Annotated in this window: 23 protein-coding genes; 13 read left to right on the top strand and 10 right to left on the bottom strand. The window is 60.4% G+C overall.

The features are described 5' to 3' along the window. Positions 1–154: 154 nt before the first annotated feature. From D7X94_RS14105 to D7X94_RS14065, 10 genes are all read right to left on the bottom strand, one after another. Entirely contained in the window at positions 155–1,948 is a 1,794-nt protein-coding gene (locus D7X94_RS14105; RefSeq protein WP_120428309.1) for an HAD-IIIC family phosphatase, read from the bottom strand. A 19-nt stretch (positions 1,949–1,967) separates the two neighbouring features. Further along, the gene (locus tag D7X94_RS14100; RefSeq protein ID WP_120428308.1) at positions 1,968–3,833 is read right to left on the bottom strand and encodes a DHHW family protein; all 1,866 of its coding nucleotides are present in this window, start codon (positions 3,831–3,833) and stop codon (positions 1,968–1,970) included. 2 nt (positions 3,834–3,835) lie between these two features. Continuing rightward, entirely contained in the window at positions 3,836–5,257 is a 1,422-nt protein-coding gene (locus D7X94_RS14095; RefSeq protein ID WP_120428307.1) for an MBOAT family O-acyltransferase, read from the bottom strand. A gap of 67 nt (positions 5,258–5,324) precedes the next feature. Continuing rightward, positions 5,325–6,221: a TPM domain-containing protein gene (locus D7X94_RS14090; RefSeq protein WP_120428306.1), complete on the bottom strand. Its 897-nt coding sequence runs from the start codon at positions 6,219–6,221 to the stop codon at positions 5,325–5,327. Positions 6,222–6,326: 105 nt separating this feature from the next. Further along, complete coding sequence (locus D7X94_RS18220) at positions 6,327–6,515, bottom strand: hypothetical protein (protein ID WP_147401742.1); 189 nt, start codon at positions 6,513–6,515, stop codon at positions 6,327–6,329. A 62-nt stretch (positions 6,516–6,577) separates the two neighbouring features. Next, on the bottom strand, positions 6,578–7,222 hold the full coding sequence (locus D7X94_RS14085) for a TatD family nuclease-associated radical SAM protein (protein ID WP_120428305.1): 645 nt from the start codon (positions 7,220–7,222) through the stop codon (positions 6,578–6,580). Positions 7,223–7,267: 45 nt separating this feature from the next. Then, a complete protein-coding gene (locus tag D7X94_RS14080; protein WP_120428304.1) occupies positions 7,268–8,086 on the bottom strand; it encodes a TatD family hydrolase in 819 nt (272 codons plus the stop codon). Positions 8,087–8,115: 29 nt separating this feature from the next. Beyond that, the gene (metG, locus tag D7X94_RS14075) at positions 8,116–10,080 is read right to left on the bottom strand and encodes a methionine--tRNA ligase (protein WP_120428303.1); all 1,965 of its coding nucleotides are present in this window, start codon (positions 10,078–10,080) and stop codon (positions 8,116–8,118) included. Positions 10,081–11,118: 1,038 nt separating this feature from the next. Continuing rightward, entirely contained in the window at positions 11,119–11,850 is a 732-nt protein-coding gene (locus tag D7X94_RS14070; RefSeq protein ID WP_120428302.1) for a TM2 domain-containing protein, read from the bottom strand. A 16-nt stretch (positions 11,851–11,866) separates the two neighbouring features. Continuing rightward, the gene (locus tag D7X94_RS14065) at positions 11,867–12,202 is read right to left on the bottom strand and encodes a TM2 domain-containing protein (RefSeq protein ID WP_243111326.1); all 336 of its coding nucleotides are present in this window, start codon (positions 12,200–12,202) and stop codon (positions 11,867–11,869) included. A 380-nt stretch (positions 12,203–12,582) separates the two neighbouring features. Here D7X94_RS14065 and D7X94_RS14060 point away from each other — a divergent pair, with 380 nt between their 5' ends. The 13 genes from D7X94_RS14060 (at position 12,583) to D7X94_RS14005 (ending at position 22,475) form a co-directional block, all read left to right on the top strand. Continuing rightward, the gene (locus D7X94_RS14060; protein ID WP_120428300.1) at positions 12,583–13,728 is read left to right on the top strand and encodes a serine/threonine protein phosphatase; all 1,146 of its coding nucleotides are present in this window, start codon (positions 12,583–12,585) and stop codon (positions 13,726–13,728) included. Beyond that, positions 13,725–14,663, top strand: a complete 939-nt coding sequence (locus D7X94_RS14055) for a hypothetical protein (protein ID WP_120428299.1) — start codon at positions 13,725–13,727, stop codon at positions 14,661–14,663. The genes D7X94_RS14060 and D7X94_RS14055 overlap by 4 nt, the downstream gene beginning before the upstream one ends. 71 nt (positions 14,664–14,734) lie before the next feature. Then, positions 14,735–15,742, top strand: coding sequence for a phage major capsid protein (locus D7X94_RS14050; RefSeq protein WP_120428298.1), 1,008 nt, complete (start codon positions 14,735–14,737; stop codon positions 15,740–15,742). A 214-nt stretch (positions 15,743–15,956) separates the two neighbouring features. Further along, on the top strand, positions 15,957–16,325 hold the full coding sequence (locus tag D7X94_RS14045; RefSeq protein ID WP_120428297.1) for a hypothetical protein: 369 nt from the start codon (positions 15,957–15,959) through the stop codon (positions 16,323–16,325). A gap of 17 nt (positions 16,326–16,342) precedes the next feature. Beyond that, entirely contained in the window at positions 16,343–16,675 is a 333-nt protein-coding gene (locus D7X94_RS14040) for a hypothetical protein (protein WP_120428296.1), read from the top strand. Then, positions 16,662–17,348 (top strand): hypothetical protein, encoded by a 687-nt coding sequence (locus tag D7X94_RS14035; protein ID WP_120428295.1) that lies wholly within the window; start codon positions 16,662–16,664, stop codon positions 17,346–17,348. Before D7X94_RS14040 ends, D7X94_RS14035 begins: the two co-directional genes overlap by 14 nt. A gap of 91 nt (positions 17,349–17,439) precedes the next feature. Then, positions 17,440–17,955 carry a DNA circularization N-terminal domain-containing protein gene (locus tag D7X94_RS14030; RefSeq protein WP_120428294.1) on the top strand — a complete coding sequence of 172 codons (516 nt, stop codon included), beginning with the start codon at positions 17,440–17,442 and terminating at the stop codon, positions 17,953–17,955. Further along, positions 17,952–18,869 carry a hypothetical protein gene (locus D7X94_RS14025; protein ID WP_120428293.1) on the top strand — a complete coding sequence of 306 codons (918 nt, stop codon included), beginning with the start codon at positions 17,952–17,954 and terminating at the stop codon, positions 18,867–18,869. Before D7X94_RS14030 ends, D7X94_RS14025 begins: the two co-directional genes overlap by 4 nt. Continuing rightward, complete coding sequence (locus D7X94_RS14020; protein WP_120428292.1) at positions 18,841–19,167, top strand: hypothetical protein; 327 nt, start codon at positions 18,841–18,843, stop codon at positions 19,165–19,167. The genes D7X94_RS14025 and D7X94_RS14020 overlap by 29 nt, the downstream gene beginning before the upstream one ends. After that, positions 19,167–19,499 (top strand): histidine kinase, encoded by a 333-nt coding sequence (locus tag D7X94_RS18545; RefSeq protein ID WP_158591033.1) that lies wholly within the window; start codon positions 19,167–19,169, stop codon positions 19,497–19,499. The genes D7X94_RS14020 and D7X94_RS18545 overlap by 1 nt, the downstream gene beginning before the upstream one ends. Continuing rightward, positions 19,486–20,550, top strand: a complete 1,065-nt coding sequence (locus D7X94_RS14015; protein WP_158591032.1) for a baseplate J/gp47 family protein — start codon at positions 19,486–19,488, stop codon at positions 20,548–20,550. Before D7X94_RS18545 ends, D7X94_RS14015 begins: the two co-directional genes overlap by 14 nt. Further along, complete coding sequence (locus D7X94_RS14010) at positions 20,547–21,008, top strand: DUF2313 domain-containing protein (RefSeq protein ID WP_120428290.1); 462 nt, start codon at positions 20,547–20,549, stop codon at positions 21,006–21,008. Before D7X94_RS14015 ends, D7X94_RS14010 begins: the two co-directional genes overlap by 4 nt. A gap of 333 nt (positions 21,009–21,341) precedes the next feature. After that, positions 21,342–22,475, top strand: a complete 1,134-nt coding sequence (locus tag D7X94_RS14005; protein ID WP_243111325.1) for a D-alanyl-D-alanine carboxypeptidase family protein — start codon at positions 21,342–21,344, stop codon at positions 22,473–22,475. The last annotated feature ends 175 nt before the right edge of the window (positions 22,476–22,650 follow it).

The following is a 22,650-nucleotide window of genomic DNA, read 5'->3' as shown; positions in this document are numbered from 1 at the left end:
ACGAAACTCAGCTGGCTCATTTCTCCATTCTTGGCGTCATGTGCGACGAACACAGTGAGGAGTGGGTAAAATGTTTCGTAGACTTCGTTCTACGAAGTCTTACCTTTCTCAAAGGTTGCGGAGGTTTGGAGGCAGAGCCTCCAAGGTCTTGGTCTTAGCCGATCGCATCGTTACCTGAGACCTGGATCACCGAGCATTTGGGCGCGTAGCCATCCAGAGAGAGCTCCCAGACGGCGTTGCCGTCTCCGTCCTCGCTGGTTTTTGTGAAGCCGAAGCCCCCGTACAGGTCTCGGACCATGGCGTTTTTTGCGGTGGGGTAGTAGTGGCCCCGAAGGGTGCGGATGCCGGCCTTTTGGGCGTGCTCCGCCAGACGGTCCAGCATGGCCAGCTCCATGTCCCGCTTGAGCACCCGGCAGCTCATGAGCCACAGCTCAATGTCCAGCACATCCCCGCAGATCTTGCCGATCACCACGGAGACCACGCCGTTGTCCCCGAATTTGTCCGTCAGCTTGCCGTAGAGCCGGATGTAGCCCGGGTCCTGGAACACGGCCTCCATCTCCTCCACGGTGTAGCGCCGAGTGGTGAGGTTGAACTGGTTGCTCTTGTTGGTGAGCTGGGTGATCCGGGCCAGATATACCGGCAGGAAATCGTCGATCACCGCCTGCATCTCTAGGCTCTTCAGGTATTCGCTATAGTCGCTGAACTCCGCCTGCTGGGCCGCCCGCTGGGCGTTGGCCCGGTACATCTCGCTGCGCTTGCGGTCGTCCTCGCTGAAGGTGGTGACCTCAAAGTAGCCCCCCCGGTCAATGGCAGCGATGTAGTTCTCCACGCCCTCCATCTCCGGTACGGCCGCGCCCTTTACCTGGGCCCGGACAATGGCCCGCTCCGCCGGGTTGTCGTCGGCGAAAACCAGGGAGTCCGGCAGAATGTTCAGCTCCTGGGCGGTCTCCAGCAGGTTGCGGTCCTTGGGGTCCCAGTTGGCCTTGATTGCCACGAAATCCTCCGGCCGCAGGGCCCCTTCCGGGTGGCGCAGGCCCGCCAGGGCGTTCTCCATCTCGTTTTTGGAGCAGACCGTCAGCAGCACACCGGTGGATTTCAGCTGCTTGAGGTAGCTCTGGAACTCGTAGTAGGACTGGGCCACGCCGGTCTCCTGGCCGATCTCGATGCCGTCCACCCCGTCGTCCCCCACCACGCCGCCCCAGAGGGTGTTGTCCAGGTCCAGGGCCAGGGCCTTCTTGTTCCGGCCGAACAGGGACTTGACGATGTTGGCCGCGCTGAAAGCGAAGGCGGGAATGGCCTCGAAGCACATGGCGTATTTGTACATGTTCCAGTAGGCGGGGTCCGCCCAGCGGTGCAGGCCGAAATCGGCGGAGAGGTAGTCTACGTCGTTGAGATAGAAGCCCTGGTTCTCCTGGGCGTAGGCGGCGAAGGCCCCGTTCAGCCGGGCGGTGAAGTTGGTCCGGCCGTGGGGGTCCCAGGCGTCCCGGTTGCCCAGCAGGCGGTAGAAGGGCTTCTCGAAGTTGTTCTGAAGGATGGGGCAGTGGAATTTCTCCCGGATACTGGCCCAGATCCCCCGGAACTTGGCAAGCTCACCCTCCAGCTTTTCGTTGACGGCCTCCGGGGAATCCCCCGGCTCGGGCCAGGCGGTGATGTTCCGGCCCGTAGTGTGGATGAACACCAGATCCGGGCGGAAGTCCAGCAGGGCCTTTGGGGGGAACATGGCGTCCTGGTAGTACTGGGCGTACTCGGATTCGTAGAATTCCGGCTGGATGCCCGCGTCCAGCAGAAAGAGCTCCATGGTTTTCACGATGTCGCTGGTAGTGGAGCCCCCCAGCACGGCGATCCGTTTCCGGATACGGGGGAAGCCGTCCTCCAGCAGGGCCCGGCGCAGGCTCTTCCGTTTACGGATGATGGTTCCCGGGTCAAAGGGGTATTCCAGTTCTCTCATTTTGCGGGTCCTTTCTGGGTTAAGATTCCGGCGCGGTTCCCGGGTGGGGGTCCGTGATGGTCTCGCCGGCGTTCTGGGTGAGCAGGGTGTCCAGATGGTCGGCCTTTTCTCCTACCAGGGAGTAGGAGGACATGGTGAAGAGCACGTCGGTGACGCCCATATCCCGGATGAAGCTGACCAGGTTGCGTTCCATATAGCGCATATCCGCCACGATTACCTCTTGGAAAGAGCCGGTAAGGAAGGGGACGATGGCGTTGCCGTAGCTGTCCTTGATGATTAGCAGCTTGCGCTGGTTAGGAGCCTGGGCGGAGGCCTTGACGATGTACTCGTCGCCGCCCAAGAAGGTCATATAGGAGTCGGAACCGGAGGCTCTTTCTTGGAAGAGGTCATCGCCATCCCACTGGCATTCGCTGAAGGCGGTATCATAGTAGACCGCCTGGGGCGTTTTGGCCGGGAGATAGTAGACGAAGTCCTCCGGGTCGTTGAGCAGGTTGGCGGACTGGGTAAAGCTGTACATGCTGCCCACAAAGCCCTCTTTTTTTACCTCCTGATAGGTGCTCAGGTCGTCGAAAGGGACCCCGGCGGCGCCCGCGAAAGCCTGGGCGGCATAGTAGGCTCCCAGCGCCTGCCAGTGGTGGTCGGTGCGGCAGTAGATGGGTTCACTTGTGTGCTGGGCCAGCACAGGGCAGAGGTTGATGGACTGGATGCCCGGATCCAGCCGGGCTGCGATGGCGTCAAAGCACTGGGAGTGGCTGCTGGTATAGCTGGAGTATTCGCTGGGGGTGTAGAACTCGCAGGCCAGAGGGGCGGGCATGGACCAGATCTTCACGCCCTGGCCCACCTGCCCCTGGAGGCTATTCAAGGCCTGGATATAGCTGTCGCCGGAGCCGCCGCCGAAAAGTTCCAGGGCCCGGTAGTGGCCGTCTAGCTTTAGCACAATGAGGCCGTTCTCCGTCATGTTGGCCTCCTCGGCCTTTGGGGGCGCGGGGGGAGGTGGCGTGGGAGTGGCCGCCGCGTCCATGTGCCGGCCGGCGGCCCCGTCTAGGCTCACGGCGGCGGGCTGGCCGGCGGAGTCGGGTTGGGAGGCAGGCTGAGAGCCGGGATCCGCCAGGGGCGTTGCAGAGGGCGGAGGGGCGGAGCTGGTCTCCTTATCATTCTTATTTACCTGATTCACCTTGCCCACGAATTCCACGGAGTTTTCCGACTTGGGCAGGCCAAAAAGGGACATGATATTGCTGCGCAGGTTTTTCAGGCCGTCCCGGTTGGGGACGGTATCATCGAAAAAGGTGGCGATTCCCGCAGTGTAGTCTCCGGAAAAATAGCTCTCCAGGGAGAACTTCGGAAACTCTGCCAGCAGCCGTTTTTCAATTTTGGACTCGGTGGACCGGGGCAGCAGCAGAAGCAAAAGGACGCCCAAACCGAAAGAGCAGGCCAGCAGGCCCAGGACCACCAAAGAGAGGCGCTTTTCCAGAAGGGCGCGGCTCTCTGCCCGGCGGTCCCGGGCACGGGTCCGGGGAGAGGCGGATTGGGCCGGGTGGGTGGAGTCCCGGACAATGTAGGAGCCGTCAGGGACATAGGCGGACTGGTACTCCTCCTCCAGGGGCGCCGGGCCCTCCCAAGATTCCCAGCCCTCCGGGCCGGGCTCCGGTGAAGGGGCGTCGTCCAGGTGTACGGGGAATTCCCCGGTGAGGTCCAGGGAGGGAGGCGGGTCTTCGTCCAGCGTGTACAACGGGGGATAATCGGAGCGGTAGGCGGTGTACTGGGTAAAGGCGCTGGTGGAAGGCTCTACCAAATGGGAGCGCTCCTGAGAGGGACGGGAGGCGGACGCCGGCTGGCCCGGCTGGGCGTAATGCCTGCCGCCGCGAGTCTGATTTGTGGGAGCCATCGCTAAAACCTCCAATACAGAAAGACGTTGTTTGTGGAATCCACCAGAAGGACGCTGACAACTGCCAGCAGGCCCAGACAGGCCACCGCCGACCCTACCCGTCCGGCGGTGTAGAGGGCGGCGCTGGAATTTTCCAGGAAGAACCCTTTGACCTTAGGAAGAATGGGAAGGCTGAAGGCGATGGAGGCCGCCACCAAGAATAGGTTGTTCAACAGGGAGGACCAGGTGATGGGATCGAAGAAGGGAGCGGAGTTTGCCAGCATGCTGATGCCGGAGATATTCAGGAAGAACTGTCCCAGCTGGCCCAGATCCTCAAAATAGAAGATTCCAAAGCCAATGATGATCACCAGCTTGCTGTAAATATGCTTCCACCAAAGAGGCCAGCTTTTGATGCGCTTTTTTCCCAGCTTCTGCTCAAAGAAGATGAAAAAGCCGAAATATAGCCCCCAGAGCATGTAATTCCAGGCCGCGCCATGCCAGACCCCTGTGCAGAACCACACCAGAAACAGGCTGAGGTATTTCCGGTTTTGGCCAAAGATGGGGACATAGAGCAGATAGTCCCGGAAAAAGGAGCCCAAAGAGATATGCCAGCGCTGCCAGAACTCGGCGATGGTTTTGCAGGCGAAGGGGTGGCGGAAGTTCTCGTCGAAATGAAAGCCAAACATGCGGCCCAGGCCGATGGCAATGTCCGAATAGCCGCTGAAGTCGAAGTAGACATACAGGGAATAGACAATCACCGTGTACCAGGTGCCCAGCACGGAAAGACCGGTGATATCCTTGCCGAAAAAGACATCCACGATAGCCCAGAGATTGTTGGCCAGAATCACCTTTTTTGAGAGGCCGATAATCACCCGCAGGGCCCCCTCGCACAGGTCGGTGGGCGTGACGGAACGGTTCTCAATCTCATCTTCAACCACGCTGTAGCGCACAATGGGCCCGGCAATCAGCTGAGGGAACAGGGAGAGATAGAGGAGAAAGCGGGTATAATGCCGCTGAACTTTCACCGTTTCCCAGTAGCAGTCCAAAATATAGGAGATGGCCTGGAAGGTGAAGAAGCTGATGCCGATGGGCATACGGATTTGTGGGACGGGCAGGCCCAGGCCGGTGAGGGCATTGAGATTTTCCACCAGAAAGCCGCTGTATTTGAATATGACCAGCAGGGCAATATCAATGACAATGCCGGCCGCGACCGCAGCTTTTGCCCCACCGGATCCCCGGTTTCGCTCAATGACCAGGCCGATGGCCCAGTTGAGCAGGGAGCTGAATACCAGAAGGACCACCCACAGGGGCTCGCCCCAGGCATAGAAAATCAGGGAAAAGACAATGAGCACCGCGTTCTTTGTGGGAAGGCTGCGGGCCAAAAGATAGCAGATGAGCACCAGGGGCAGAAAAATATAGATAAAGAACAAATCAGCAAAAACCATGGAAAGATCTCCTTAGGGGCATTTTTTCCTGAGCATGACGCGGGGTTCTTAAAAGGACATGCTCCTATTACTGCCGCCAGTCGCCGCTGTTCCGGCCGCGGGTGGAACTGGTGGGCTTTTGATTTCGGTAGACGCCGGTGGTTTGGCGGGAGGATTTGATCTGGACGGTGGGGCGGCTTTCATGCCGGAGCACATTGGACCGGGGCGGGGTAATCATCGAGACGCGCCGGTGTACAGCGCGCCGGTTTCTGGTGCTGTGTCCAATAAAAAAGTAGACGGCGATGCAAATCACCGCGACGGCTCCGGCGATGGAGGCTACCCAGACCAGCACCAAAGAGCCCGCGTCTTTTTCGCGGGAAGAAGTTTGGGCCCGGGAAGAGTTTGCGGAAGGTTCGCCCGGAGAGAACTTTTCGGGATGGGCGGCCGCGTATTCCTCAACCTGGGCGGCGGCAGCGGAGAAGAATTTCTCTGTGCCGGCGTCATAGGAACCGGAGCTGAAATCCGGTTCCAAATGGGTATCCAGCAAGGATTTTAGGGCCTGGGTGGTGAAAAGCTCCTGAAGCCCTTTCCCCGCAACCGCCAGATAGTCTCCGTCAGAGATGGACAGGGCCAGAATCAGCCCCCGGCCTTCTGGGCCGCCCGCCTGCCAAGAGGACAGGACATTCCGAAGGTATTCCACCCGCTGGGTATAGCCGGAGACGGGGAGCGTATCCACCGCCATCACTACCAGCTGGACGCCGTAATTCTGATTCAGTTGGGTGTTTTTTTCCAAAATGGCGGAACGGGTGCTTTCGCTGAGAAGATTGGATTCATCGTGGTAATAGAAAGCCTGGCTGGGCTGGGGAATGGGGGGAGACGTAGGCTCTGCGGACTGCCCCTGGGCGGAAAAGGAAACATACAATAAAGACGCGAAAACCAGGCAAAAAGTTACAAAAAAACCAAAGAAATTTTTTCTATGTAGCACGCTTCATCTACCTCTCCTCCAGGGCCGGAGGCCGTGCCCCCGCAAGCCAGACGAAAAAAGCCGGAAAACCCCATAATCCATAGTTCTATGCTATATTCTACCCTTCTAAGGGCTTTCTGTCAAGTAGAAAGCCGCCGGAGTCCCGGCGGCCTCAGATTCTATTGCAGCTATTCTGGTAAGCCCGCCCAATTCGGACCCTTCGGCCGGACCACTGGTGGATGCCGCACAGGCCGCAAACAGGCACAGGGCCAATGTACAGGCCAGAACGGAGAAAAACGCTTTCCGCCATCCCACAGAAACACCTCCTTGAGAGACGTTTTGCCAGAGGAAAGCGCCTCTCAAGGATAGTGTGCCGGTTATTCTGGAATATATTCCCGGATAAAGAAATCCGCGCCCACGCTTTCCGCTACCTGTCGGCAGGCCTCCAGCTCGGCCTTGGGCATGGTGCTCACCGCCGTCATGCGTACATGGGGAACATTGAGCACGGCGGTGCTGGTAAAGCGGAGAATCGCCGGCAGGGCCCGCAGGCCGAACTGGCTGTGGCAGAGGGCGTCATACCCCTCTGGAGTGCTGGCGTTCAGGCTGATGGAAACCGCGTCCACCCGGCCATCCAGGTCCAGGGCGGCGTTGCGCCCGGTAATCAGGTTTGCCAGCCCGTTGGTATTGACACGGATAAAATGGGAGCCGGTTTGCCGGATTTTGTCGCAGAGCCACATCACGTCATCCCAACGGCAGGCGGGCTCGCCGTAGCCGCAGAACACGATTTCTGGATAGCGGTGAAGGTCCCGGCGCTGTAAAAGAGCCCAGAATTCCTCTTTGGAGGGTTCTCCCCCCTGATACCACAGATTATCGGCATACAGGCTTCCCTTGCTGTTTTGGCGCAGACAGAAGTCGCAGCGGTTGGGGCACCGATTCGTGACGTTGACGTAGAGATTCAGTCCGTGTTCGTAGATGGCTCTGGCCCCATAGAGGAGGTTGGATTCGCTTCTTTCGTTTTCCATAACAAAATACTCCCATGGCGTGCCGGTGGGCTGGCCCGCCTTTCTTTAAGTATTGAAGGAGGGCTGATCCAGCAGGCCCTCCAGATTGAAAAGACGGCGTATGTTGGCATTGGAGGCATTGAGCACGTCTTTGGTGGAAATTCCCCGGATTTCGGCGATCTTTTCAGCTGTATAGGGAATTTTGGCGGAGTCGTTCCGCTTGCCCCGGTAGGGTTCGGGGGACATATAGGGGGCGTCGGTTTCCAGCAGCAGGCGGTCCAGAGGAACCGCGCGGGCTACCTCTACCGCTTTGCGGGCGTTTTTAAAGGTGACCACGCCGCCCAAGCCGATATACATGCCCAGCTCCACTACCTCCCGGGCCATTTCCGCGCTGCCGGAAAAGCAGTGGAGCACGCCCTGGGGCCTATAGTGCCGGAGAAGGGAGAGGGTGTCGGCATGGGCGTCCCGGTCGTGGACGCAGACAGGAAGCCCCATACGGCCGGCAAGGGCCAATTGGGCGGAGAACACCTCCATCTGCCGCTGCCGGGGGGCGCAGTCCTCCCAGTGGTAGTCCAGGCCGATCTCCCCGATGGCCACCACCTTGGGGCTGCTCTCCAGCCAGACCTTCAGGCAGTCCAGCCAGTTTTCCGGAAGAGAGTCGTCGATCTCCTCCGGGTGGATGCCCACAGCGGCGAACACATAGGGGTTCAAATCCGCCAGGCCCACAGTGGAGGCGCAGGTGCGCAGCCGGGTGCCCATATTGATGACGCATTTCACGCCGTTAAGGGGAAGCCACTGGCCCAAAAGCCAGGCCCGGTCCTCGTCGAACGCCTCCGCGTCATAGTGGGCGTGGGAATCATAGATGGTGTAAAGCTCCTGATCCATGGTGAAGGGGATTCCTTTCCAAAGGCTGTTTACCGGACCTTTGAGCCGGGCGCGATGCCGTCCACAAAGATCACCTGTACGTCCTCTCCGGCGTCGGCGGCCAGGATCATGCCCTGGCTCTCCACGCCGCAGAGCTTGGCGGGCTTCAGATTGGACACCACGATCACATGATGGTCAATCAGGTCCCCCGGCTGATACCAGGGAGCGATGCCGGAGGCCACGGTGCGGGGGGTGCCGGTTCCGTCGTCCAGGGTGAGCTTCAGGAGCTTTTTGGAGCGTTTGATAGGCTCGCAGGCGGTGATCTTCGCCACCCGCAGGTCCACGGCCCCGAAGTGCTCGATATCGATCTTGGCGATGCCCTCGATTTCAGCCTGGAGCTTCTGCCGGGCCTTTTCTTCGGCCCCGGCTGGGGCCGGACCATACTTCTCTTCCAGAGCCTTGTAAATTTCCTCCAGTTCCCGGCGCTGGAAGAGAATTTCCGGCTGGGAGACTACCTGGCCGCCCTCTTCAGGGTAATTGCGGGATTGGTCCAGCCGGTCCCAGGAGAGGGGCTCGGTTCCCAGCTGGCGGAGAATGGATTCGCTGGCGGCGGGCATGAAGGGGGACAGCAGGGAGGCGCCGGTGGTGATGGAATCCACCAGATTATAGAGCACCGTGGAGAGCCGGGACTGCTGGGAAGGGTCTTTTGCCAGCACCCAGGGGGTGGTCTCGTCGATATACTTGTTGCAGCGCTTGAACAAGGCAAAGAGCTCTGTGAGGGCGTCGGCGGTGTGGAGCTGGTCCATTTTTTCCGCCACCTTGTCCCGGCAGGCCGCAGCGCATTCCAGGAGCTCCTGGTCCTCGGGAGCGGCCGCCCCGGTGTGCGCTACCTTGCCGCCCAAATAGCGGTTTACCATGGACACGGTCCGGTTTACCAGGTTGCCCAGAACGTTGGCCAGATCCCCGTTCACCCGCTCGTTGACCAGTTCCCAGGTGATATTGCCGTCGTTTTCAAAGGGCAGTTCCCGGAGGACGAAATAGCGCACGGCGTCTACGCCGAAAATTTCCACCAGATCATCTGCGTACAGCACATTGCCGGCGGATTTGCTCATCTTGCCCCCGTTCATCATGAACCAGGGGTGGCCGAACACCTGCTTGGGCAGGGGAAGCCCCAGGGCCATCAGAAAGATAGGCCAATAGATGGTATGGAAGCGGGTGATATCCTTGCCGATGACGTGGAGGGCGGCGGGCCAGTACTTATGGAAGAGCTCGCCGTTCTCCCCATCGCAGTGGTAGCCAAGGCCTGTGATATAGTTGGTGAGGGCGTCCAGCCACACGTAGACCACATGCTGGGGGTCAAAGTCCACGGGCACGCCCCATTTGATAGAGGTGCGGGATACGCACAGGTCCTGAAGGCCCGGCAAGAGAAAGTTGTTCATCATCTCGTTGCGCCGGGAGACAGGCTGGATAAAGTCCGGGTGGCTATTGATGTGGTCGATGAGGCGCTGGGCATAGTTGCTCATTTTAAAGAAATAGGCCTCTTCCTTTTCCGGGCGGGGGGGCCGGCCGCAGTCGGGGCATTTGCCGTCTACCAGCTGACTCTCTGTGAGGAAGGATTCGCACTCGTCGCAGTAGAGGCCCTCATAAGAGCTTTTATAGATGTCTCCCTGCTCGTAGAGCTTCTTGAAGATTTTCTGGACTTCCCGCTCGTGGTAATCGTCCGTGGTGCGGATAAAGTGGTCGTAGCTGAGGTTCATCAGATCGAACTGAGCCTTGACTATGGCGGAAGTCTGGTCTACGAATTCCTTGGGGGTGACCCCTTGAGCTTTGGCCTTTTGCTCGTTCTTTTTGCCGTGCTCGTCGGTGCCGGTCTGAAAGTACACATCATAGCCCTGCATCCGCTTGAAGCGGGCGATGGCGTCGGCGACCACGGGGTCGGAGACATTGCCGATGTGAGGCTTGCCGGACGTGTAGGCAATGGCGGTGGTGATATAGAAAGGTTCTTTCGGATTCATGATTTCCTCCCAATAACGGTGATTTTTGTGCTTTATAGACCTTGGGGTGTTGGGTCTCGCCTGCCGACTCGGTCGGGTCAGAACGAGAGTTCATGCTTGCATGAACTTCTTCCCCACCGGCGATTGTTGCCCCCAAACCCCACAACTTTTTGAAAAGAAGTTTAAGGCGTTACCTTCGATAAGTCTCAAAAACTTTTACCCTGCTTCCGCACTTCGTTCGTCGCAGACAATTCACGTTTTTAGCTCAGCTAACCAGGGTAAAAGTTTCGTCAACCTTTTTAAAGGTTGCGAGGTGTGGAGCGGAGCTCCACGATCTTGCCCTTGACCTTAAACACCTGAGAAGCGCATTTTTTGAGGGTGTGAATAATAGTTAATCTCGCTCTGCTCGATTAACTATCCGAGTTTTGCAAAGCAAAACTCTTGCAAGAGGGGACGGAGAGTTCATCTCGCACAGTGAGATGAATCTCTTTTGCAACTGAGAAAAAAGTTCCCTGGGCCCCGGAACCGGCCAGCTCTGGGCACAGTATCCCAGCCAAAAGTTCCCGCCTGGACTTGTGCTCCGCAATCAGCCAGCGCGCGCACTCACGCGCCCATATAAAAATGCTGACGCTTAAAATCTATACTATAAGCAGTAAAAAAAGCAGTAAAAAGCGGGCTGCTTCACATTCGCCCGGAAAAGGCGTTTCTCTTTATGATTCCCCAAAATGGTTTCATTCTGCATTCCTCCTGGAAGCGTTACCGAAAAAGCAGCACGGAAAAAACCGTGGCCAGCATCAGCAGAGCTAAGAGCCCCGCCACAACGCGGACAATAATTTTTTGTGCGTTTCTGCTTTTCATGGAAGCGGCCTCCTTGGGACAAAATGGAAATTAACATATATTCTACCATCTTTTTCCCGGTTTGTAAACACCTGCCGGCCGGGAAAACAAAAAGAAAAGGACGGGATGCCCCGTCCTTGCGGTTATTTTTCCTCCAAACCTTTGATATAGGCGCGGATCAGGTCCTCTAGCTCGTCGGGAGTATAGGTCTTTCCCAGCCCGTCAGTCCCGCATGATAACGCCGTTGCCATCGAACCGAGGGGTGGCGGAGGACAGGAGGGAAACGCCCTCTATAAAGCCCCAGATGAGGGCGGCGATTGTGCCCATGCCGCAGGTGAGCAAGCCGCCGGCCAAAGCCAGAATCAGCTGTAGGGTGCCCCGGGTATTGAAGCCCATATAGAAATTGTGCACGCCGAACACGCCGAACACGACAGCCAAAATGCCCGCGGCCAGACGGCTCTTCTGCTGATACCCCACAGGAGGCGTGGTGTATTTGGGCTGCTGGAGAGGCTGAGGCTGGTAACTCTGGGCGGTGTAGTTGGGGGGCTGATAGCCGTTTTGCTGGGCATAGGGCGGCTGTTGGTAGGTGTTGGGATCCGGCTGGGGCGGGGGATTGAAGTTGTAGTTGTACTGGGCGTATTGGACTGGCTGAGGTTCCGGTTGAGGCTGCTCCACGGGCTGGGGAGGAGGCTCCGGCGCCTTGGGCGGATCGGGGAACACAAACGCGGGCGGCGCGGGATCCGGCTCCAGAGTGAGCTGGGGCACAGGGCGGCCGGCGGCCTCCTGGGAATCAGGCGCGGCCTGCTCCGCCGGAGCATCAGGAGCTTGGGGCGCTTCCGGCTGGGACTCCTGAACCGGAGGGGCCTGGGGAGGCGCCGGGGTGGAAGAGGCTTCCGGCACAGCCTGGGGTTCTGTGGGTTCCAGGCCGGTATCTTTATTTTCAAACTCGCTCATTGTGGTTCCTCCTTTGCTAGTCTTTCAGGAAAACGCCGTTGGCGTCGGTGTTGATGCGGCCGTCCAGCAGCTTAATGCCGTCCAGGATGCCCCAGATTTCCATTGCGATGGCTCCGAACCCGCAGGTGAGCAGAGAGACGAGCAGCTGCACCAGCCCCCGGGAGGTATTTCCCAGATAAAAGCTGTGTACGCCGTAGGCTCCCAGCAGGATGCCCAGAATACCCGCCGCCACCCGGCTTTTCTGCACGTAGCCAGGAGGCGGGTCTATGCCCGCCTGGGGCTGGTATTGAGGGGGATTGTACATAGGCTGCTGGCCTTGGGGCCGATATCCGCCATTGTTATAGTCTGCCATATTGATGCACCTCTTCGCGTAATTTTGCTCTGCCGACATTCCATGGAAACACGCTTGAAAACCGGTAACGCGGTTTTTAAGCCAGGCGGCTTAGGAGGCGTTAACCTCCCCGTCGGGTTCAGAGGAATCCGAGGATTCTTTGAACTGTGTTAACTATAGCACGAAGGAGCGGGGGACGCAATAGCTTGCGGGCAAAAGTAAGGGATTCTTAAACAGTAGGTCGGTTTTTTGGAAGCAGAACGGGATTTTTTTAAAAAATTTTTTGTTTTTGGGGAAAAGTTGTCTTTTTCTAGGCTACAGAAGCGGGTTTTTGAGGGGTATATGAAAGGAGGTTTGCATGAGATCGAGAAAACATCTTTCTGGAAAGGAGTGAGGCGGTTATGCTGGGTTTGCGGAAAAAGGAAGCCCAGGCCGCGGCGGTAAGCGTGCAGACAAGGCCAAAGCTCCAAGGGAGTGCCTTACCCCTGGGAGCGGGGGAACGGGAGCTGTATCGGGCGCTGCGGGAGTCGGTGCCGATTATTGACGCGTCGGTGTATAAACTGCGCAGGCTGATCGGGGAAGTTCAGGCGGTCTGCCATGAGGAAGAGGCCCAGGAGAGGCTGAATGATTTTTTGCAGAATGTGCAGGTGAACGCGGCCGGGGCCGGAATCAACGAGTTCCTGGGCATCTATCTGGAGGAACTGATTACGTATGGCAACGCCGTGGGGGAGATGGTCCTTTCCGGGGGGCGGCTGGGAGCGCTGTATAATGCCGGGCTCCAGCATCTGAGCCTGGAGGCGGACCAGGCCATGGGAGTCAAAGTTTCCGTCTGGGAGTCGGACGGAAAGAGGGAGTGCCAGTATCCGGAGCTGCTGGTGGTGTCGGCGCTGAATCCACCGGCGGGCTCGCCCTGGGGCACTTCCCTTTTGCGGGGGCTGCCCTTTGTCAGCGATGTGTTGCTGAAGATCTACCAGACCCTGGGGGTGAACTGGGACCGGCTGGGCAATGTGAGGTTCGCCGTGACCTGCAAGCCCGAAGGCGTTCTTAACGGCGCGGCGGAGCGGGCCCGGCAAATGGCGGAGGAATGGAAATCCGCCATGAGCAGCCGGGATCCCCGGGACTTCGTGGCCGTGGGGGACGTTTCCATCAAAGCCATAGGCGCGGACAATCAGATTCTGGAGAGCGATGTGCCTGTGCGCCAGATGCTGGAGCAGATTGTGGCAAAGCTGGGGCTGCCCCCCTTCTTGCTGGGGCTGTCCTGGTCGTCTACAGAGCGGATGTCCAGCCAGCAGGCGGATGTGCTTACCAGCGAGCTGGAGGCCTACCGGCGGATTCTGACCCCTGTGGCCAAGAAAATCTGCCGCACCTGGCTGGCCCTGGAGGGCTATCGGCCGGAGTGCGAGATTCTTTGGGACGAGATCACCATGCAGGACGAGGTGGACCATGCCAACGCCAGGTATTTGAACGCCAGAGCCGCCAAGCTGGAATATGAGCTGGAGCGGGAGAAGGAAAAGGGGAACGAAAAAGAGAAAGAGGTGGAGCAATGAAGGAAGGCCGAGTGGTGAAATCCACAGAGATCCCAGGGCCAGAGGAGATGCAGGCCATCAACCGGTATACTCGCCGGGCCTACGCGCCGGAGGAGGTATATGCGTTTTCTCTGGTGCTGTGCGACAACGAGGTGGACAGGGACTGGGAGCGGTTCCCGGTGGAGAGCCTGAAAGCGCTGAAAGAGCTTTTTCTGGGAAAGACCTGCATTTTCGATCATGAGTGCAAAAGCGCCAACCAGACCGCCCGAATCTATCAGACACGGCTGGAACACAAGCCCGGACGGACTACCCAGACAGGGGAGGAGCTGGTTCAGCTGACGGCCAGGGCGTATCTCCCCAGAACGAAGGGAAATGGGGAGACGATTGAGCTGATTGAAAGCGGGATTCTAAAAGAAGTAAGCGTGAGCTGCAGCGTGAAGCGCCGGGTTTGCAGCGTGTGCGGCAAGGAGGAGTGCAAGCATCAGAAAGGCCGGGAGTATGGCGGCGCCGTGGCCCACTGCCTTCTGCTGGAGCCTACCGACGCCTATGAGTGCTCTTTTGTGGCGGTGCCCGCCCAGCGGGGAGCGGGAGTGGTGAAACGGTTCCAGCAGGAAGAGGTGGAAAAGCTCTGGGAAAAGCCGGAGGACGTCCTGCTGACAAAAGCGCAGATTGAGGGCATTGGGCGACGCTTCCGGCAGCTGGCGGAAAAAGCCCGTTGGGGGGAGGAGTACCGCCGGGAGCTGGAACGCGAGGTGTTTAAGTACAGCGCGGTGGTTCAGCCGGATATGCCCAGAGCGGTGATGGAGGCGGCTGTAAAGGGCATGGGCATTGCCGAGCTGGCCCAGATGGAAAAAACCTACCGGCAGATGGCCCAGAAAATTCTGCCCCTGACGCCTCAGCTGAAGCCCCGGGAGGAGACCCGGGAAAAGGGGGAAAACCGGGAGTTCCGGATTTAGGCTTTTCTTGGCACGGACTTCGCGGTGAAAGCCGCATAATAAAAAGAAATTATTTTTAGGAGGAAGAAAGTATGGCTTATTACGAAAATGTTTCTTTGGAGAAGGGCATGTATTCCACCCCGGGCAAGAGCTTTACCCAGGTGCTGGAGGAGTTGGACAGCTCGGAAAACTACCGGGGCACCCCTCTGGAGGGGCTGGACGCCTATCAGCGCCAGCTGAAGCGCTTTGGCATCAGGGTGAGCGGGCCCGGCTCCGGCACGGTGGAAAAATTTTTCCAGAGCTCTTCCAGCGCGGCGCTGTTCCCGGAATATGTCTCTAGGGCAGTGGCCCTGGGCATGGAGAGTGCCAACAAAATTCAGGACCTGGTGGCTACTGTGACGAAGATCGACGCCCTGGACTACCGCCCCATCTCCACCGATGTGGACACCGCGGCCCCGGCTTTGGCGGTGACGGCCGAGGGGTCCCAGCTGCCCAGTACCAATATCAGAATGAGCGCCAGCCTGGTGAAGCTCCAGAAGCGGGGCCGGATGCTGGTGAGCTCCTATGAAGCCCTGCGTTTTCAGAAGCTGGATCTGCTTACCGTGGCGCTGCGGCAGATTGGCGCCTATATCGCCGCTGCCCAGACCAAGGACGCGGTAGACGTACTGACCGGCTCCGGGGACAACGCATTGGAGTTCACCGAGGGAGGCACCCCGAACTATGGTGATTTTGTGGCGCTGTGGGCCGCGCTGGCTCCTTATGAGCTGAACACCGTGGTGGCCGGCACCGCCGTCATCCAGAAGCTCTTACAGATTCCGGAGTTCAAAGACGCCCAGGCCGGGATGAACTTCCAGGGCACGGGTAAGCTGTGCAGTCCTCTGGGCGCAAACCTTATCCATGTGCCGGAGATGGCGGCGAACAAAATTTTGGCTCTGGACAAGAACTGCGCTTTGGAGATGGTGCAGGCCGGCGAGATCTCTGTAGACTACGACAAGCTCATCGACAAGCAGCTGGAACGGGCGGCAATCAGCATGACCTGCGGCTTTTCGAAAATCTTCCCCAACGCGGTGGCGGGCCTGGACTGCACGCCTAAGGCGTGAGCCGCCTGATTTTTGGAAAAGGAGAACGGTTCGGACCCGAAGGGCACTGAGGATGGATTGGGCCGGGACATAGATTCGTAGGGTTCGGACAAAGAAGCGGAACAGGCGGCGCGCCGCCTGCTGGGAGGCCGGTATAGTTGCAGGCGCGGTTACTATTTCAGCCGGCTTTCCAGCGCGTTCCGTATTCGTCAAATTGCTGTTTCAGGAGGGGAATATGGAGATCGGTGTGGAGCGTGTAGTGGAAAAGTTCCAAAGGTACGCGGGAGAAGCCCCCGATGGGGAGGATGTGGCAAGGGAGCGGCTGTGCCAGGCTTTGTGCGATGAGTGCGCGGCGGCCGTGGCGGAGCTTTTGCGCCCAGGCTTGGAAGAAATTCCCGAAGCCGCAGAGGCCCTGGCGGCTGCGGAGGCGTTCTATCAGCTGGCGCTTTTGGATCAGGCGGCGGGACCGGAGGTGGTGAGCTCGCCGGAGCTTAAGATGGAGCTGGGCAGGCGGGCGGAGTACGCTGCCATGCTGCGGGAGGAAAAACGCCGGGCGTGCAGGGGCTTTCTCCGGGAGGAGGGCTTTTACTTCGGCCAGGCATGAGGGGAGGTTCAAACGGGGTGAAGGACATTTCCAAGACGGTGAGCAGGAGGATGGAGGCCGGGGAGCTGGTCCGGGCGGACGGCTCTAGGACGGCCTGTCGGGGAGAGGTGACGCGTCTGAAGGGCCAAAGCGGCGGGCATGTCCCGGGAGAGCGCCACGAGATAGGAACTCTCTGCCAGCCGGTCTATATCTTTACCGGCAGCGCGGCTGGGGCGGCGCCTGGAGATATACTGGAGCAGGGGGGACGGCGTTACGGCGTATTAAAGGCGGAGGCCCTGGAGATCGGGGGGACGAAGGTTTTCGACAGGCTGGTTTTGGAAAGGCAGGTGGAGGAAGATGCGGGGCAATGAGCTGCTGCAGGGGCTGCTGGAGGCTTTCCGGCAGGCGATGCCCCAGGTGAATTTCCGGGCAGCCTACGAGCCCGGAGCCGTCCCCCGGCTGGGGGAGAAAATCCTGGCGGCGGGCAGCGTCCTCAAGGAGAAATCCGCCGGGGAGAGCTGGGAGGTAAAACTGGGGTTTACCCTGTATCTCCCCAGGAGCGCCAGGCCCGGCGCGGAAGAGGGCGTTTTGGCGGGGATGGACCAGGCGGCTGGGACCCTGGACGCCAATCTGGCGGAGATGGAGCGGGGCGCGGCCGCTGTGGACAAGGCCACGGGGAGAATCGCGGTCTCGTGCTGGTATCTGTTCACCCCGCCGGGGCAGACGGGAGGAACGGGAAGCAAAAAGAGCTATCCGGTGTGGATCAACGACCAGGAGCTTCGAGTGAGCGGCTGGAAGGCCTCCCAAGGGGAGAAGGCCCGGGCCTTGCGGGCGGTTGGAGAGGACGAACCGTTTCTCATGCAAAACAAAAATGAATACACCGTGGAGCTACAAGGCCTGAGCGGGGCGGAAGGCCTGGGCGAATGGACGGACTTTACCCTGCGGCTGGGGGGCCAGGCGGGAGAGTACCGCCATTGCCGGTGGAAGAGCTTTTCCGCCGGAGGCGCGGGGACGCTGACGGGGATTTTGGTAAAGGAGGAGTGAACGTGGAGAGCATGGAGCGGGCGGAAGAATTGAGCCGGGAGATCCAGAGGGACAGCCGACGGTATCCCTCTCAGCTGGAAGGGGGGACGGAATGAATCTGATGACCATGAGCTTCAAGGGGTTTACCTGGCGGGTGAACCCCACCAGCCTGAACGTGGAGTGCGCCAGAAACCTCAAGGAGACGGCCCTGCCCTTCGCGGGCAGCTGGGCGGCGGACCTGGGGCCCAAAAAGCGCAGGGTGTCCGGAGAGGGGTATTTTACTGGGGCGGACGCCATGAAACAGTGGAGGCGGCTGGAGGAGGTCTTTGCCCAGGGCGGGCCGGGGAGCCTGCTGCTGCCGGGCATGGAGCCCTTTTTCGCGGTGATGGATTCCCTTAAGCTGCTGGGGGAAGAGGGGAGCGGACTTGTGAAGTACGGCTTTGGCTTTACGGAGTGCCGGGCCGGGGAAGGCGGCCCGGGCCGGGAGGCCCTGAGAGCCGCCGCCGGGGAAAGCCTGTGGGACTATGCGGGCCGGTTCGGGTGGAATATGGAAGAGCTGCGCCGGGCCAACCTGCACATTCGGGATATCGCCTGCCTGGAGGCGGGAGAGGAGGTGTATGCTCCGTGACCTATTGGGGGACTCTGGCCTCGGGAGGCCAGATGCTTTTGGGGGAGCCGGAGGAGGCTGTGCTGGCCTTTGACCGGGACGCCCCCGCCGATCAGCTGAAGGCGGTGTTTCCGGCGGACAGGATCTGGGAGGAGCTGCGGGAGGTGAGCGTCTATGACAGAGGAGAGGGCGTGTTCCGGGGAATCGTGGACGAGCAGAACACCAGGCTCACGGCGGCGGGGCTTTTCGTGGAGCTGGTCTGCCGCAGCCGGGAGGCCCTGCTGCTGGACAGCGAGGCGGAGCCCAGAAAGATGAAGTCGCCCTCTCTGGAAAGCCTGCGCCAAAGGCTTTTGGGGCCGCTGGGGTTCCAGAAGATCGTTGGGAGCGGGAGCTGCGGGCCGGGAGAACTGGACATAGAGAAGGGGACCTCCTGCTGGACGGTGCTGGCGGGTTTCTGCCGGGACTATCTGGACACGGAGCCCTATGTGGATTTTGAGGGCGTGGTGTGCTGCGGGGGAATCCCCCAGAGGAAAATCGAGCTCTCCCAGGTGATGGAGGCGGAGATCTGCAGGCTGCCCTGTCAGCGGCTGAGCCAGGTATGGAAGCAGGGATACCGGGGCGGCTACGACGTGGCCTACAGCGACCCGGAGGCCCCGGCGGTACGCCGGCGGTATATAAGCGCCCAAAGCGGGAAGAATCCCCGGGCGCTTCTGGAGGAATCCCGCAGGGGGAGTTTTCTGCTCCAGGTGACCTGCGCGGGGAGCTGGTGGCCCCTGCGGGGGGTGTTGGCGGACGTGGCCATCCCCCAGGTGGGGCGGTTTGCCGGATGTCCGGTACGCCGGGGAGTGTACTGCCGGGACAGGAACGGCGAACGGACCCGGTTTATACTGGAAAGGGGGGAGGACCATGTGGCTGACAAAGAAATTGGCCGGTGAGCAGGGCGTGAAGCTGCGCAGCGGCCAGGTGGTGGAGGAGAGCTTCGCCGTGCAGGGGGAGAGCCGCTATGAACAGCCGGAGCAGCTTTTGCCATACGGCCTCTCCAGCTGGGCCGCGGGAGGAAACCAGGCGGTGATGCTGGGGGGCTACTGCGCGGGGATCTCCCGCCTGCCGGACCCGGAGCTGGCGGCCGGAGAGGTCCGGCTGTACTCCGCCGGAGGAGCGGAGATCCTTTTAAAAAACAATGGGCAGGTCGTGGTGAACGGCCATGTCTTTGACTGGGGGGAGGGCGGCTAGTGGACTTGAAAGTGGAGAAGGGCAATTTTGTTTTGGGCCCTACCGGCCTTCCGGAGACTGTGTCAGGGTTAGAGGAGCTTTTGCAGAGGGCCCGGATAAGCCTGGAGCTGCGCCGGGGGAAGTTCCCCTATAACAGGGAGCTGGGCAGCAGGCTCTGGCAGCTGGACCCTCAGGAGGAGCACAGGGAGGACCGGGCCCTGGCTCTGGCCAATGAGGCGCTGCTGGGGCTTGCGGGAATCCGAGCGGAGCAGGCGAGAAGCACGGAAGCCGGCATGGCGTTTACCATTGTTACGCCGCTGGGAGAGGGGGAAGTGGAGATTGGAAACCTATAAAGAAATTTTGGACAGGATGAGGTCGGCCTATATGGAAAAAAGCGGGGTCAGCCCAGAGGACGTGTCGGACATCGGGCTGCGGCTGCTGGTGCTGGCCGGGGAGCTGTACCGGGCGGAGGCCAGGATGGACTGGCTCTGGCGGCAGGCCTTCCCCCACACGGCGGACGGCCCACAGCTGGACCTGCACGGCGCCCAGAGAGGAGTCCTCCGGAAGGAGAGCCGGAAAGCGGCGGGGGTGCTGGCCTTTTCCCGGTATGTGCCCATCACCTTTGACCTGGTGATTCCCAAGGGAACGGTATGCGCCGCCTATGGGGACGAGGCCGTAGAGTACGAGACCACGGAGGATGGAATCCTGCCAGCCGGGAAGGTGACCGTGGAGGTGCCCGCCCAGGCGGTAGCCGGGGGCAGCAAGGGCAACGCCGCGGCCAGCTATATCAACACCCTGGTGACGGAGGTGAACGGCATCAACTATGTGGTGAACCCCGCCCCGTTTACCGGCGGAACGGATTCGGAGGACGACGAGGCCTACCGCCGGCGGATTTTGGAGGCGTACAGCCGCCCGCTGGTCTGGGGAAACGCCGCCTATTATGAGAATATCGCCCTAAGCCGGGAGGGCGTCACAGATGCCCAGGCGGTGCCCAGAGAGAACGGCGCGGGCACGGTGTCGGTGTATGTCTGGGGAGACAAGGCCGCACCCTCCGCAGAAACGCTGGCCGCTTTGGAGGGAGACTTCCAGGAGATGGGGGAGGCCGGCGTCGCCGTGACGGTGAAAGCAGCCACAACCCGGCGGTGCAATCTGTCTTGCTATATAAAAGTCCGACCGGAGGCGGATTTTGCCAAGGCAAAGGCAGCGGTGCAGGCAGCTTTGGCCCGGTGGTTTGGGGAGCGGAAGATTGGGGACGCGGTCTATCTGGGGGATCTGAACCGGGTGATCCTGGACGCGGATCCAGCTATCAGCCGGGTGACCTTTCCCAGCGGCAACGCGGATGTGGAAGGGACGGCGGGCGTTGTGCCTGTGGCCGGGGGTACTGTGATAGGAGGAGGCATATGACCGGGGGAGAGAACATCCGCCGGATTCTTTCGGAAAGCGGCGTCTATCAGCTGACAGGGGAAACCCCCGTGGACTGGGAGATCAACGCCTATGAGGCGGGGCTGCAGGCGTTGGAGGAGGAGATGGAGGCGCTGGAACAGGACCTCTTCGCGGCCACGGCTTCCGCCCGGCAGCTGGACCGGTGGGAGGGGCTCTACCGGCCCCAGGCCTCCTCGGGAGAGCTGGCGGACCGCAGGCGCACGGTGGCCAAGGCCCTGGCCGGGTACGGCGGCGCCGTCACTCTGGCGGTGCTGAAGGATCTGGTGGAGGCCGCCGGAATCCTGGGGACGGTGACGCTGGAGGGTGGAAAGGTGAAGCTGACGGTGGAGCGCTGCCTGGGGGTGTCTCAGGCGGAGGCGGAGCGGATGCTGAACCGGCTGCTGCCCGCCCACCTGGAGTGGGAGATTGCGGCGGAATAGAGAGCGAAAAAGGGAGCGGGGCTTTGGTCCCGCCCCCTTGCTTTTTGCATGGAAAGAGGCGAGGAAGCATACTAATTTGAAGGAATACTGTGTGGCCTTCGTCGCAAAGGTCGGCGACTACGGCAAGGTGGCTCCGCGCCCCACACCCCCGCCAGCTTAAGACCAGCTGGACCGGTCAATGCTGACCAGGGAAAAGGTTTCGTCAACCTTTTCAAAGGTTGCAGGGGTTTGGGGACGGCGTCTCCAAGGTCTTGCCGTAGGGCGCGATCTGTGCGCCCGGAGGCCACTCCGTATGACTAAAAACCTCTGGCACTTTCAGAAAGGATGATCCCCATGAAGAAAACGCTGGCCCTTCTGCTCTGTCTGTTCACAGCCGCCCTCTGCCTGCCCGCCCTGCCCGCCCACGGGGAGGTGCTGGAGATCTCCGCCCCGGCGGCGGTGCTGATGGAGGCCGGGACAGGGCGGGTGCTCTTTGAAAAAAATTCCCACGAGGCCCGGCCCTGCGCCTCCATCACCAAGGTGATGACCCTCTGCCTTACCTTCGAGGCCATTGAGGCCGGGCAGCTGAACCTCTCGGACCAGCTCTCCGCCTCCGCCCACGCGGCCTCTATGGGCGGCTCCGATATCTGGCTGAAGGAGGGGGAGCAGATGTCCGTGGACGACCTGATCAAGGCCACGGTAATTATGAGCGCCAACGACGCGGCCGTGGTCCTGGCGGAGAACGTGGCCGGAAGCGAGGAGGCCTTTGTGGAGAGAATGAACGGCAAGGCCCAGGAACTGGGCATGGAGGATACGGTTTTTAAAAACTGCAACGGCCTGGACGAGGAGGGGCACATCACCAGCGCCCATGACGTGGCCCTCATGAGCCGGGCGCTGCTGACCCATGAAAAGATCACCGACTACACCCTCACCTGGATGGACTATGTGCGGGACGGCGCCACCCAGCTGGTGAACACCAACAAGCTCATCCGCAGCTACCAGGGAATTACCGGCCTGAAAACCGGCACCACTTCCGCAGCGGGCAGCTGCATCTCCGCCACGGCGGAGCGCAACGGCCTCAAGCTCATCGCGGTGGTGCTGGGCGCTCCCAGCACGGACGACCGGTTCCGGGACGCCGCCGCCCTTTTGGACTACGGTTTCGCCGGGTGGAGCGTCACCGTGCCGGAGAGCCCGGAACTGCCCCCCGTGCCGGTAACGGGAGGCATGGAGGAGCAGGTGGAAGTACGGGCGGGGGAGATGCCGGAAATTCTCATGGAATCCGCCGCCGGAGGGGAGATCGAGGAGAAGATCTCCTGGCGGGAGAACATCGCCGCGCCGGTAAAGGAGGGGGACATCGTGGGCCGGATCGACTACCGCCTGGGGAGCGAGAGCCTGGCCCAGGTGGACATCACCGCCGCCGGAGACGTGGAGGCCATCACCTTCCAGTCCGCGTTCCTCTATCTGCTGGGAGGGTTCCTGGGGCTTTAGGGCTTTTGATATGGGGTCCGCCGCCATCCGGCGGCAGAAAAGGGCGGGGCCCGGCCCGTGAAAAATATTTTTAGGCAATTTGGAAAAGCCTTGCAAAATTCCGCGGCATATTGTACAATAGAAACGAAACAGCCGCCGCCCCGAGAACGCCCTCTGGCGGACGTATTGAGCAAAG

It is taken from the genome of Acutalibacter sp. 1XD8-33, assembly GCF_003612555.1.
Taxonomy (GTDB): domain Bacteria; phylum Bacillota; class Clostridia; order Oscillospirales; family Acutalibacteraceae; genus Acutalibacter.
This window is presented reverse-complemented; position numbering and strand designations above follow the sequence as displayed.